Raw genomic sequence first — 13,024 nt, 5'->3', positions numbered from 1 at the left:
CATGAACCAGCAAACCATCCCGGCTCCGGCGCCCCTGCGCCCTTGGGCGCTCACGGTGCTGGAGCTGCCCATGGACGATCCCCGCGTCCGGCCGCTCCTGGACGAGTTGGCCGTGGAATACGACACCCGATATGGGGACCTCTTCGGCCGCGGCGCCGCCGCCGAGGAGCTCAACCGCTACCCGGCCGGGGAATTCGCGGGTCCGGACGGTGCGCTGCTGATCGTGCAGGAGCACGGCGCATCTGTCGCCGGCGGGGCCTTCCGCCGGCACGGGCCGGACACCGCCGAGTTCAAGCGGATCTGGACCCACTCCGCGCACCGCCGCCGCGGCCTGGCCCGGTTCGTCCTCGCGGAACTCGAGGCCCTGGCGGCCCGCCGGGGCTACCGGAAGGTCTACCTGACCACCGGGCCGCGGCAGCCCGAGGCGAAGCATCTCTACCTCAACACGGGCTATGAGGCCCAGTTCGACCTCGGCGCCGATCCGGAAACCATCGGCCCGCTGGCGTTCACCAAGGACCTCCCCCGGTAAACCCTTAAAACCCACCAACGCGGGGTCACTTAGCGCCCGTCCGGAGGCCCGGGATGGGCGATAAGTGACCCCGCGTTGGTGTGAGGGCTAGAGTTCAGACCGGGGGTTCACCCAAACGAACCTTTCAGCCATCGCCACGAATCCGCGGCGCAGACGTACCCGGGAGTCATCAGTGCGGCACGGATCCAAGCCCACCATCCGCGACGTCGCGGAGGCCGCAGGAGTGTCCCTGACCACCGTCTCCTACGTGCTGTCCGGCCGCGCCGGCGGCAACACCCGGATCAGCCAGCCCACCCAGGACCGCGTTCATGCGGCGGCCGATGAACTAGGCTATGTGCCGAACCGGGCGGCCCGCGGAATGCGGCGGGGACGCACCGACGTCGTGGCCGTGGCCATCAGCGACCTCGACGATGCCTGGGACCGCGCGCTCGCTGCGGCAGGCGCCATGATCCTGCCCCGGCACGGCTACCAGCCCGTCATCCTGCTGGGCGGTAGCTGGCGGCAGTTCATGCTCTCCGGCGGGGCCGACGGCGTCATCCTCGGCTCCCAACCGGCGCAACGCACCGCCGGCGACCTTGAGACGATGAAGGAACTCGTCGAGCGCGGCGTGGCCCTGCTGGTTTTCTCGGACTCGGCGCTGCCGGACGGTGTCGACATCCTGGCTCCGGGAACTGCGGGGGCGGCCGGGGCGGAGACATTTTTCGAGCAGGCGGTCGCGAGGCTACTCGCGCGGCTGTCCGCCTAAGCGCCAGGGAGGCGCCCGCCCCTACTCGTCCCGCAGCGGACGCCGCGCCAGCCAGGCCGCGACGATCGCGCCGGAAATGTTGTGCCAGAGCGAGAACACGGCCGAGGGCAGCGCGGTCAGCGGGCTGAAGTGCGCCGTGGCCAGGGTGGCGGCCAGGCCGGAGTTCTGCATGCCGACCTCGAACGCCAGCGCCCGGCGGGCCTTGTCGTCCAGGCGCCCGAGCCTGCCGGCCAGATACCCCAGGCCCAGGCCGAAGCCGTTGTGCAGCACCACGGCGAGGAACACGATCCCGCCGGCGGCGACGATCTTGCTGGCGCTTCCGGCCACCACAATCGCCACGATCAGGGAAATGACGACGGCGGAGGCCCAGGGCAGTGCCGGCAGCACCCTGGCGACGAGCTTCTTGAGGAACAGCCGGGCCAGCAGGCCGGCGATCACCGGCAGCAGAACGGTCTTGACGATGTCCAGCACCATGCCGCCCGCGTCGATCTGCAGGTAGGAACCGGCCAGGAACAGCACCAGCAGCGGCGTCACGAGCGGGGCGATCAGGGTTGACACGGAGGCGACGGCGACCGAGAGGGCGACGTCGCCCTTGGCCAGGAACGCCATCACGTTGGACGCAGTGCCCGAGGGCGCGCAGCCGACGAGGATCAGGCCCACCGCCAGTTCCGGCGACAGGTTCAGGCCGACGGCGATCAGCCAGCCGGCGCCGGGCATGATGAGATAGTGCGCCACGATGCCCAGGACCACGGCCCAGGGGCGCTTGGCCACCGAGGCGAAGTCGGGCGGCGTCAGCGTCAGGCCCATGCAGAACATGATGATGCCCAGCAGGTACGGCACGCTCGGCCCCATCGGTTTGAAGGCGCCCGGCAGCAGGTACCCGGCGACGCCTGCGATGACGACCAGCAGCGGGAATACTGTCACCGCAATGCGGGCGATCTTGGCCTCGGCGGCGAGGGCGGGATTTGCCGGGACGGCGACGGTGCTGGTCTCGGGATCGGACTTCGGGGATTTGGTTGCCTCAAGCATCCAAGCATGGTGCCACTGCGGCCGCTCCGAAGCCAGTTCGTGACCGCTCAGCCCGCAAATACGTCAGATTTCTTTGCGGTGTCCGGTGCGCGGAACGCCCCCCGTTCCCTGCCGGTAAAGTTGCCGGAATGGCCACCCAACCCGCCGGAACCACCCCGGCCCTTACCCCGGAACAGCTCCAGTCCGTCCGCGACACCCTGCGTTCCCCGCGCCGGCTGAAGACCGAGGTCCTTGGCGGGCTCGTCGTCGCGCTGGCACTCATCCCCGAGGCAATCGCCTTCTCGATCATTGCCGGCGTCGACCCCCGGATCGGGCTCTTCGCCTCCTTCACCATGGCGGTCACGATCGCCTTCGTCGGCGGCCGCCCGGCCATGATTTCGGCGGCCACCGGCGCCGTCGCCCTGGTGATCGCCCCGCTGGTGAAGTCCCACGGCCTGGACTATCTCGTCGCCGCGGTGATCCTGGCCGGCATCTTCCAGATCATCCTGGGCCTCTCGGGTGTCGCGAAGCTGATGCGGTTCATCCCGCGCTCGGTCATGGTGGGATTCGTCAACGCCCTGGCCATCCTGATCTTCATGTCCCAGGTCCCCGAGCTGATCGGCGTCCCCTGGCTGGTCTATCCGTTCACCGCGGCGGGCCTGGTCATTGTCTTCGGCCTGCCCCGGCTTACCAAAGCTGTGCCGGCCCCACTCGTCGCGATCGTGGTCCTGACGCTCGTCACCGTGCTGGCCTCCGCCGCCGTCCCCACGGTGGGGGACAAGGGTGCACTGCCGGACTCGCTGCCGTCCCTGTTCGTGCCCAACGTCCCCTTCACGCTCGAGACGCTGCAGGTGATCTTCCCCTTCGCCCTGGCGATGGCCTTCGTGGGGCTGCTCGAATCCCTGATGACCGCGAAACTCGTGGACGACATCACGGACACCCGCTCCCACAAGACCCGCGAGGCCTGGGCCCAGGGTGTCGCCAACATCGTCACCGGATTCTTCGGCGGCATGGGAGGCTGCGCGATGATCGGCCAGACCATGATCAACGTCAAAGCCTCCGGCGCCCGCACCCGGATCTCCACGTTCCTGGCCGGCGTCTTCCTGCTCATCCTCGTGGTGGCCCTCGGCGACATCGTGTCCCTCATCCCCATGGCCGCCCTCGTGGCCGTGATGATCTTCGTGTCCGTGGCCACGTTCGACTGGCACAGCATCCGGCCGTCCACACTGAAGGCAATGCCCAAGAGCGAAACGCTCGTGATGGCGGCCACCGTGAGCGTCACCGTGGCGACGCACAACCTCGCGATCGGTGTCGGCGTCGGCGTGCTGGTGGCGACGGTGATGTTCGCCCGCCGCGTCGCGCACTTCGTCACGGTGGACCGCACCGTGGCAGAGGTCGACGGCGGCCCGGTCGCCACCTACACAGTCGACGGCGAACTCTTCTTCGCCTCATCGAACGACCTCTACACCCAGTTCGAATACGCCCTGGATCCGGACCGGGTGGTCATCGACATGCACGCCAGCCACCTGTGGGATGCATCCACGATCGCCTCGCTCGATGCCATCACCGAGAAGTACCGGCACCACGGCAAGACCGTCGACGTCGTGGGCCTCAATGACGCCAGCCTCCTGATGCGCGAACGCCTCGCCGGAAAGCTCGGCTCCGGCGACTAGGCCGCGCTTGTGCCCGGGTGCTTTTACCGGGCACCCAAAAGCCCGGTATGTCCTTGGGAACATGCCGGGCTTTTTTCGTTGCGGCGGAGGTGCAACCGGGCGGGAGCTCACGACGCCCGGCCGGCGGCGCCGCCGGAACCATTAGGCCGGGCGGCCGAACCCGTGGGCGGCGTTGCCGGGGCCGCTGCGGCGATGGCGCAGAACGATGAAGGCCTGGGAGAAGCCGTTGCCCAAGGTCCACCAAGTACGAGTGGCCCGGAGTTATCCTGGCCGCCCTGGGGCTGGGGTCACTTGTCTATGGTTTCACCAATGCGGAGCGCGGCTGGGATTAGCCCGATGCCTTGGGCTTCATTGCTGCCGGCGTCGCGCTGCTGGCGCGGTTCGTCGCCGAGCGGAAAGTCAAGCACCCCCTGCTGCCGCTAGTCGTGGCCACCGAGCGCAACCCCGCCGCGGCCTTCCTGGCCTCGTTCCTGTCCGGCGCGGTCCTCATCGGCGGCATCCTCCTCATCAACTTCTACATCCAGATCGTGCTTGGCTTCGCACCGTTCCTCGCCGGGCTTGCTTCCTTGCCGATGACGGTGGCGGTGCTCATCACGGCAGCGCTCGTCGCGAAGAACCTGCCGAAACTGGGTGCGAAAATGCCGACGGCCGTGGGCCCGGTCTTCCTGGCGGCCGCGATGCTGTGGCTCATGCAGATCAGCGCCGAGGGCAGCTGCCTCGCCAACATGCTGCCCGCACTGCTGCTCATGGGTGTCGGGCTGGGCATGGTCTTCGTTCCGATGCAGAACCTCGCCCTGTTCGGTGTGGATGAGGATGATTCCGGTGTGGCCAGCGCCTTGGTCAACGCCTCGCAGCAGATCGGCGGCTCCCTCGGCGCTGCCCTGTTCAGCACCATCGCTGCCGCCGCCACGGGCCAGCGTCTCGATGGCCGCACTCTCCACCGGCTACTCCATGGTCTTCCTGCGGGCTTCGCGGTCCTGATTGCCTCGATTGATTTGTTGCTGATCAACATCGACCGCGAGATCTTCACCGGAACACAGGGTGACGCACTCGTGGTTCATCTGGGCTAGGTCGGAATTGGACCGGTGCGTGTTGCCGGCGGAAGGTCTACGCTCGGGAACATGAGGCAGACCTGGGACCCGGGCCGGGCGGGAATCCTTGAACTTCCGTCCGGCCTGCTTATCCGCGGTCGCGCGTTGCTCAGGCCGATTCCCGCAGGGCCGCAGCCCGAGTTTGGCCTGTACCTGCTGGGGAAGCGCCCGGCCGCGGTGGGCTGGGATTCCCGCTGGGTCCGCTGGCGGGACCTGCGCGTGCCGGCCGACGACGCCGATACCCTGGATGCGCTGACGGAGGCCCTGCGCCGTGCGGAGACCGAGCGGGTCGAAGTTGCCTGCTGGGGCGGCCGTGGCCGGACCGGCACCGCCCTGGCCTGCCTTGCCATTCTGGACGGTGTCCCGCCGGCGGAGGCCGTCGCCTTCGTGCGCGCACGGTACCGCCGGGGCGCCGTCGAGACTCCGTGGCAGCGGACATACGTCGCCCGGTTCCGAGTCCCGGAGGCGTGACCCGCCCGCCCCGCCGCGACGCGCCCGCCCCACCGCGACGCGCCAAATTCCGAGCGCGCCCGAATTCCGCTAGCGTACGGAAATTCCCGCCTCGAAGACGCGATAGCGCCGCGCAGCTGCTGACTTGCCGGAGACTCGGAAATTCCGCGGAGCTGCACCGACCACGGCGTGGGCCTGCTCTACCGCGGGACGGAACTGGTCGGGGCGGTCACGGAATCACCAGGTAAAGCCGCCTACCGGGTCACGCTGGTCCCGGCCGACGGCCCGGCCGCTGAAGTGGTCGAGGTGCGGCTGGAGCCAGCCGGGCTCTAGGCTCACCCATCCCCGGTCCTACCCCTGGGTCAGGCGGTAGCGCTCGATCTGTTTGAGCCGCCGCTGGAGGCTGTCGCGCCGCGGGTGCGGGACGGCGTCGGCCGGTTCGGCGGTGAGGTCGATGTGTTTGGTGCCGTACTGCCAGAGCAGCAGGTCATCCAGGAGCCGGTCAGGGCCGGGGGAGTAGCGGTGGTCCAGGGCCTTGCGGACCTCGGTGATCCGGTTGGCGCTGAGCAGCCCGGCCAGCTGCATGGTCTGGTTGAGGCCGTGGGCGGCCATCAGCTCGGCGGCCCAGCCCCAGTCGTCGTCGACCTTCCGGTCCACGTGCGGCAGGAGCGTGCGCCAGACGTCGCGGATCCGGTTCGGGGTCAGCTGAGCGGCGCCTTCGCCGTCCATGTCCCAATAGCTGCGGACCTCCTCGTAGCGTTCGTGCAGGTCAGCGAACGCCCCTTCCACGGTTTCCAGCATGGCGGCGGTGGCGGTGAACTGCCGGTCGAAGTGCGGGGTCCAGGCGCGCGGGTCCTCGGCCTTGAAGCGGATGTCGTGCTCGATCTCGCTCCAGGCGTGCGCGAACACGGTGCGGATCTGGCATTCGAAGAAGTAGCTGCCGTTCGGCGGGACCTCCGGGTTGAAGGCCTGCTGGTACTCCTTGACGGCGTCGTTCTGGATCGTCCGGAGGATCAGGTGGCGGCTGGAATAGCCGTAGGTTCCCGACTCAATGGACCCGATGTCCTTCTCGCGGTCGCCACGGCAGTCAAAGAGCTGGCGCTGGCGTTTGATCAGGTTGGCCACCACCGCGTTTTCCGCCGGCAGCTTCGTGATCACCCGGATGCCCACCATGTCATTCAGGGTCCGGAACGGGTCCGGGAACTTCAGCACCGGCGGACCGCCCGGTTCCAGCGGCTCCTCAATGCGGGAGATCTTCTCGCGGAAGGATTCGACTGTCTTGGTCCGGCCCGTGACGAACAACGGAGTCACCTCGGTGCCCTTGAGCATGGTCCGCAGCGTCAGCAGGACCTCGCGGGTGACCAGCTTCAGGGCAGGGCGCACCCGCTCGTAGAGTTCCACGTTGTCCTGCACCGATTCGCGCAGGTTCGGGTCCAGTCGATCCCAGTTGCTCGCCATGCTTCCAGCTTACGGCCGGGGTACGACGGCGGCGGGCTGACACCCCAGCGGCGGCCGCCTTACGCCGTGCCGCGCGGCGCTCAAGGTAGGCTCGGCACATGGCTGATGTGCGGCGTCGGGCTTTGATCGCGGCCGCAGCGACGGTGACTCTGGGGGCAGTCTCCGCCGCCTGTTCACCGGGCCCCAAGGAGGACACTGTGAAGCGGCATAGGTACAGCTACGGCGATGACCCCAGCCAGTGGGGCGAGCTCTTCCTGCCGGATGCCGCCGCAACCCAGGGTGTGGTGGTGGTGATCCACGGCGGCTACTGGCGCTCGCAGTACGGTGCGGAACTCGGCGAACCCCTGGCCAAGGACCTCGCGGCGCACGGCATGGCCGCCTGGAACCTGGAATACCGCCGCGCCGGCAACGGCGGCGGCTGGCCCCACACATTCGCCGACGTGCTCGCCGGCATCGACAAGCTCGGCGACATCGCCGATGAACACGGCGTCGGGCTGGAGCGGGTCGTGGCGCTGGGACACTCGGCCGGCGGCCACCTTGCGGTCTGGGCTGCGGGACGACGCCGCCTCGCCCAGCTCGGCGCCCCTGACGCGGACCGCCAGCTGCTCCGCCGGGCCGACGACGGCGCGCTGCACCTCACCGGCGTCGTCAGCCAGTCGGGGGTGCTCAACCTCGCGGAAGCCGAACGGCTGAACCTCAGCAACGGCGCGGTCAGCAACCTGCTGGGCGGCTCCTCCGAGAAATACCCGAAACGGCATAAATATGCGGACCCGATGAGCGCGGTGCCGCTGACCGTCCCGGTCTATGCCGTCCACGGCACGGACGATGACACGGTCCCCGTGAGCCAGTCCGACTCCTACGCCGCGGCGGCCAAGGCTGCCGGCGCCCCCGTCCAGCTCCTGAAGGTCCCGGGCGACCATTTCGCGCTGATCGACCCGAAGGCCGCCGCCTACCGGAAGTGCCGCGAACTCGTGCAACTCCTGCTCGGCTGAGTCCCATCCGCTCGAGCCGCCGGCCGGTGGTAGCGTGACCCCTATGCAAGCCGAAGCTCCTGCGATCCTGCGCGCCCTGGCAGCGGGCTTCACCAAGTTCCTCCGGGTCTTCGCGCCGCGCCACCCGGCCCAGGTCATCGTGCTCGGTTTCGCCAGTGCAGTCGCCGCCGGCACGGGTCTCTTGTTGCTCCCCGCGGCCACGGCCGATGGCGGCGGGGCGAGCCCGCTGGATGCGCTGTTCACCGCTACCTCTGCCGTCTGCGTTACCGGACTGATCACCGTGGACACCCCGGTCTTCTGGAGCGGATTCGGCCAGGTGGTCATCCTGGTGCTGGTCCAGATCGGCGGCTTCGGCGTGATGTCCTTCGGCACGCTGCTCGGGGTCCTGACCGCCCGCCGGCTCGGCTTAAGGTCCCGGATTTCTGCCGCCGCCGAGACCAAAAGCAACGGTTTCGGGGACGTTCGCCAGGTGCTGGTCGGAGTCCTGCTCATCAGCCTCGTCGTGGAAGCTGCGCTGGCGCTGATTCTCACGATCCACTTCATGGCCGGGTACGGCTATACGCTGGGCGAGGCGGTGTGGCACGGGGTGTTCCACTCCATCTCGGCCTTTAACAACGCCGGCTTTGCCCTGTACTCGGACAACCTGATGGGGTTCGTCGGGGACCCCTGGATCTGCCTGCCGATCGCCGCCGCCGTCATCATCGGCGGCCTCGGATTCCCGGTCCTCTTCGAATTGGGCCGGCAGTACCGGCGTCCGATCCACTGGAGCATGAACACGAAACTCGTCCTTGTTGGCTCAGCCATCCTCCTGGTCGGCGGAACCGTGTTCCTCACCGCCGTCGAGTGGGCCAACCCGGCCACCCTGGGCGGACTCAACCCTGCCGAGAGGGTGCTGGCCGGCTTCTTCCAGTCCGCCATCACCCGCACCGCCGGCTTCAACAGCATCGACATCGCCCAGATGAACCCCGTGTCCTGGCTGGGCATGGACATCCTGATGTTCATCGGGGGCGGCCCGGCAGGTACCGCCGGCGGACTGAAAATTACCACCTTCGCCGTCCTGTTCTTCATTCTCAGCACCGAACTCCAGGGCGGAACGGCCGTAAACATCTTCGGCAAGCGCCTGTCCCGCGCGGTGCACCGCCAGGCGATCACCGTGGTGCTGCTGGCGATCGCCCTCGTCACCGGTTCGACTATGTTCCTGATGCTGATCACCGACTTCGGGCAGGAACGGATCCTGCTCGAGGTCATATCGGCCTTCGCTACGGTCGGGCTGTCCACCGGCATCACCGCCGCGATCCCTCCGGCGGGTCAGCTCGTGCTGATCCTGTTGATGTTCGTCGGGAGGCTTGGCCCGGTGACGCTCGGCGCGGCCCTGGCCCTGCGCGAACGACCCATGCTTTACGAGTACCCCAAGGAAAGGCCCCTCATTGGCTAGGAACATCTTCTCGTCCCACTCCGCCACGGCCAGTGACAAGGCGTCCTCGGTGGTGGTCATCGGCCTGGGCCGCTTTGGCGGCTCGCTGGCCCTGGAGCTGGAGGCGCAGGGCACCGAGGTGCTCGGTATCGACGCCAGCGAAGAGATCGTCCAGTCCTTCAACGGGCGCCTCACGCATGTGGTCAGGGCCGACTCCACCAAGGAGGAGGTGCTGCGCCAGCTCTCGGTCCATGAATTCGACCGGGCCGTGGTGGGGATCGGCTCGGATATCGAAGCCAGCATCCTGACGACCTCCCGGATCCTCAAATTCCAGCGTCCGCAGATCTGGGCGAAGGCCATCAGCGAACCGCACGCCGAGATCCTTGCCCAGCTCGGCGTCGAGCACGTCATCCGGCCGGAACACGACATGGGCAAGCGCGTCGCGCACCTGGTCCTCGGCTCGATTCTGGACTATGTCGAATTCGAGGATGACTTCGTGATGATCCGGACCAGCCCGCCCTCCGGCATCCGGGACCGGCCCCTGGGCGTGCTCGGCCTCCGGGACAAGTACGGCGTCACCATCGTCGCGCTCAAACGGCCCGGTGGGAAATGGGGCCACACGACGGCGCAAACGGTGCTCTACGACGACGACCAGATCATCGTCCAGGGCAGCAAAGCAAAGGCTGAACGGTTCAGCACGTTGCCCTGACCCACTAGACTGGGTCACAGGTGCGCCGGGAAGTCTGGTCGGCATGGTTTTGTCGACCCAACTTTTAGGACTCCCGCATGAGCCCCACACCCGCTCCCTCCCGACCGCGCTTCACCGTCTTCGGCCGCGGCAGCTACGCCGAATCCCTTCGGATCGGCGAGATCCTCCGCAAAGAGACAGTCGGCGGCGCCCTCCTGGTTGCCGCCGCCGTCATCGCCCTGATCTGGGCCAACTCGCCAATCTCCGAGAGTTACTTCGCCCTGCGGGACTTCAAGTTCGGCTACGAACCCTGGCACCTGCAACTGAGTCTCGGGGCCTGGGCGGCCGACGGGCTGCTGGCAATCTTCTTCTTCCTGGTCGGGCTCGAACTCAAACGAGAATTCATCGCCGGGGACCTTCGGCAGCTGGACAAATCGATTGTGCCGGTCGCTGCCGCCGTGGGAGGCGTCGCCATCCCGGCCGTAATCTACGCCGTCGTCAACCTCACCAGCCCGGAAACCCTCCGCGGCTGGGCAATCCCCACCGCCACCGACATCGCCTTCGCCGTCGCCGTACTCGCCATCATCGGCTCGCATCTGCCCAGCGCCCTGCGGATCTTCCTGCTGACCCTGGCCGTGGTGGATGACCTGATCGCCATCACCATCATCGCCGTCTTCTACACCAGTGACCTCCAGCCGCTGCCGCTGCTGCTGGCCCTGGTTCCCCTGGCCCTGTACACCTTTCTGGCGCACAAATACCGGCGCTTCTTCGGGATGAAAACCGCCGCTGCGTGGGTCATCCTCCTGCCTCTGGGTGCGGCCACCTGGGCCCTGGTCCATGCCTCCGGCATCCACGCAACCGTGGCAGGGGTGCTGCTCGGGATCGCCATTCCGGTCCTGCGCTCCCAGGCCAGCGGCGGCCCGGAGGCCGGTCCGGGCCTCGCGGGGATCTTCGAGCATCGGTTCCGCCCGATCTCGGCCGGTGTCGCCGTCCCGATCTTCGCGTTCTTCTCCGCCGGTGTGGCCGTGGGCGGCTGGGACGGACTCGTCTCGGCGCTCACCGACCCGGTGGCTGTCGGCATTGTCATGGCGCTGGTCCTCGGCAAGCCGATCGGCATTATGGGCACCACCTGGCTGCTCACCAAGGTCACCAAGGCGCGGCTGGACACCAGCTTCAAGTGGATCGACGTCTTCGGAGTGTCCCTGCTGGCCGGCATCGGCTTCACCGTCTCGCTCCTGGTGGCCGAGCTGAGCTTCGGCCAGGGCAGCATCCATGACGACCACGCCAAAGTCGGCATCCTCGCGGCCTCCATGCTGGCGGCGCTGCTCGCCACGCTGGTGCTGAGGACCCGGAACCGGCAGTACCGGCAGGCCGAAGAGGCGGAGAAAGTCGACTCGGACCATGACGGGATTCCGGACGTCTACCAGCAGGAAGGCACCGGCCGGTAGCCGCTTGGCCCCTCAGCGGCGGAGGGCGGCGCCGGTTGTCCGCCAACAAACCAGGCTTGCGTTCATACCCCAGGGGGTTTGATGATGGAGGTGCGCAGCTGACAGCCTTGCGGCCGATTGTGGCACGCCCGGCAGGCCAGGAGGAAGACATGGACGTCATCGTTATCGAGACCACACAGCTCGGGGACCGCAGCTACCTCGTCCATGACGGGTCCGTGGCGCTGGTCATCGACCCGCAGCGGGACACGGACCGCGTCGAGGCGGCCGCCCGCGACGCCGGGGTGAGAATCACGCACGTCGCCGAGACCCACATCCACAACGACTACCTCACCGGCGGGCTCGAGCTGGCCAGGGCCCACGGCGCGAGCTACCTCGTGAACGCCGCCGATCCGGTCAAGTTCGAGCGGCAGCCGGTCACGGACGGGCAGACCGTCCGGGTCGGCGCGCTGACGGTCAAGGCCGTTGCCACGCCGGGCCACACCCACACCCACCTGTCCTTCATCGTCGACGACGGCGGCCAGCAGGCGGTCTTCTCCGGCGGAAGCCTGCTGTACGGCTCGGTCGGACGCACGGACCTCGTCGGCGCCGGCGACACCCTCGGCCTCACCCATGACCAGTACGCCTCCGTCCGCCGCCTCGTCGGGGAGGCCGTGCCCGAAGCCGCGCTGTTTCCGACCCACGGCTTCGGATCCTTCTGCTCCTCCGGTCCGGCCAGCGGCGCCGGCTCCTCCACCATCGCGGAGCAGCTCGCCAGCAACCACGCCCTGACGGACCCGGACGAGGACCACTTCGTCCAGGAACTCATCGCCAACCTCACTGCCTACCCCTCCTACTACGCCCACATGGGCGTCACCAACGCCGCCGGCCCCGCGCCGGCTGACCTGGCGGTGCCGGAATCGCTGGACGCCGCGGAGCTCACGCGCCGGCTTGCGGACGGAGAATGGGTGGTCGACCTGCGCCGCCGCGTGGCCTTCGCCAGCAACCACTTGCTGGGCAGCGTGAGCTTCGAATACGGCACCAGCTTCAGCACCTACCTGGGCTGGATCCTGCCCTGGGGCGAGCAGCTGACCCTGGTGGGATCCCGCACCGATGTGGAAGACGCCATCCGCGACCTTTGCCGGATCGGCATCGAGTCCCCGGATGCCGCCCTCGGCACCGACCCGCACGCCCTCGCGCCCCGCGCCGCCCTCGCCTCCTATCCCCGCGTGGGCTGGGACGGGGTGCTCGCCGGCCTTGCTCCCGGCGACACCGTCGTCGATGTGCGCCGGGCTGACGAATACGCCGCCTCGCGTGTGGCCGGAGCGGTCAACGTCCCGCTGCACGAACTGCTGCGCCAGCTGGAGTCCGTCCCCGCAGGGAAGCTCTGGGTGCACTGCACCTCCGGGTACCGGGCAGGCATCGCCGCGAGCCTGCTCCAGCGCGCCGGCAGGGACGTGGTCCACATCGACGCCAATTTCGCCGACGCCGGGCCGGCCGGTATCCCGGTGGACAGCGCCCGGGCTTCCTCGGCCTGAACCAAACACACCCA

General features: G+C 68.3%; 13 protein-coding genes. 11 read left to right on the top strand and 2 right to left on the bottom strand.

Annotation, left to right across the window (positions count from 1 at the left end):
- Position 1: 1 nt before the first annotated feature.
- The gene (locus QCD75_RS07455; RefSeq protein WP_301227179.1) at positions 2–529 is read left to right on the top strand and encodes a GNAT family N-acetyltransferase; all 528 of its coding nucleotides are present in this window, start codon (positions 2–4) and stop codon (positions 527–529) included.
- A 172-nt stretch (positions 530–701) separates the two neighbouring features.
- Positions 702–1,274: a LacI family DNA-binding transcriptional regulator gene (locus tag QCD75_RS07450; protein WP_301227177.1), complete on the top strand. Its 573-nt coding sequence runs from the start codon at positions 702–704 to the stop codon at positions 1,272–1,274.
- 21 nt (positions 1,275–1,295) lie between these two features.
- Here the strand turns inward: QCD75_RS07450 and QCD75_RS07445 are convergent, their stop codons facing one another.
- Positions 1,296–2,303 carry a bile acid:sodium symporter family protein gene (locus QCD75_RS07445; protein WP_301227175.1) on the bottom strand — a complete coding sequence of 336 codons (1,008 nt, stop codon included), beginning with the start codon at positions 2,301–2,303 and terminating at the stop codon, positions 1,296–1,298.
- 128 nt (positions 2,304–2,431) lie between these two features.
- Between QCD75_RS07445 and QCD75_RS07440 the strand changes: the two genes are divergently transcribed.
- From QCD75_RS07440 to QCD75_RS07425, 4 genes are all read left to right on the top strand, one after another.
- Positions 2,432–3,955 carry a SulP family inorganic anion transporter gene (locus QCD75_RS07440; protein WP_301227174.1) on the top strand — a complete coding sequence of 508 codons (1,524 nt, stop codon included), beginning with the start codon at positions 2,432–2,434 and terminating at the stop codon, positions 3,953–3,955.
- Between the two features lie 341 nt (positions 3,956–4,296).
- Entirely contained in the window at positions 4,297–5,025 is a 729-nt protein-coding gene (locus QCD75_RS07435) for an MFS transporter (RefSeq protein WP_301227173.1), read from the top strand.
- Positions 5,026–5,076: 51 nt separating this feature from the next.
- Positions 5,077–5,517 carry a protein-tyrosine phosphatase family protein gene (locus tag QCD75_RS07430; RefSeq protein WP_301227171.1) on the top strand — a complete coding sequence of 147 codons (441 nt, stop codon included), beginning with the start codon at positions 5,077–5,079 and terminating at the stop codon, positions 5,515–5,517.
- A gap of 168 nt (positions 5,518–5,685) precedes the next feature.
- Entirely contained in the window at positions 5,686–5,829 is a 144-nt protein-coding gene (locus QCD75_RS07425; protein ID WP_367400636.1) for a hypothetical protein, read from the top strand.
- Positions 5,830–5,847: 18 nt separating this feature from the next.
- On the opposite strand, the gene QCD75_RS07420 is transcribed toward QCD75_RS07425, so the two are convergent.
- Positions 5,848–6,954: a GTP pyrophosphokinase gene (locus tag QCD75_RS07420; protein ID WP_301227169.1), complete on the bottom strand. Its 1,107-nt coding sequence runs from the start codon at positions 6,952–6,954 to the stop codon at positions 5,848–5,850.
- Between the two features lie 197 nt (positions 6,955–7,151).
- Here QCD75_RS07420 and QCD75_RS07415 point away from each other — a divergent pair, with 197 nt between their 5' ends.
- The 5 genes from QCD75_RS07415 (at position 7,152) to QCD75_RS07395 (ending at position 13,010) form a co-directional block, all read left to right on the top strand.
- Positions 7,152–7,946, top strand: coding sequence for an alpha/beta hydrolase (locus QCD75_RS07415; RefSeq protein ID WP_301227237.1), 795 nt, complete (start codon positions 7,152–7,154; stop codon positions 7,944–7,946).
- 43 nt (positions 7,947–7,989) lie between these two features.
- Positions 7,990–9,381: a TrkH family potassium uptake protein gene (locus tag QCD75_RS07410; RefSeq protein WP_301227167.1), complete on the top strand. Its 1,392-nt coding sequence runs from the start codon at positions 7,990–7,992 to the stop codon at positions 9,379–9,381.
- Positions 9,374–10,069 (top strand): potassium channel family protein, encoded by a 696-nt coding sequence (locus QCD75_RS07405; RefSeq protein WP_301227165.1) that lies wholly within the window; start codon positions 9,374–9,376, stop codon positions 10,067–10,069. The genes QCD75_RS07410 and QCD75_RS07405 overlap by 8 nt, the downstream gene beginning before the upstream one ends.
- Positions 10,070–10,146: 77 nt before the next feature.
- The gene (gene nhaA, locus QCD75_RS07400) at positions 10,147–11,496 is read left to right on the top strand and encodes a Na+/H+ antiporter NhaA (protein ID WP_301227163.1); all 1,350 of its coding nucleotides are present in this window, start codon (positions 10,147–10,149) and stop codon (positions 11,494–11,496) included.
- A 149-nt stretch (positions 11,497–11,645) separates the two neighbouring features.
- The gene (locus QCD75_RS07395) at positions 11,646–13,010 is read left to right on the top strand and encodes an MBL fold metallo-hydrolase (protein WP_301227161.1); all 1,365 of its coding nucleotides are present in this window, start codon (positions 11,646–11,648) and stop codon (positions 13,008–13,010) included.
- Positions 13,011–13,024 lie beyond the last annotated feature (14 nt).

The organism is Arthrobacter sp. PsM3 (assembly GCF_030433895.1).
Lineage (GTDB): Bacteria > Actinomycetota > Actinomycetes > Actinomycetales > Micrococcaceae > Arthrobacter.
This window is presented reverse-complemented; position numbering and strand designations above follow the sequence as displayed.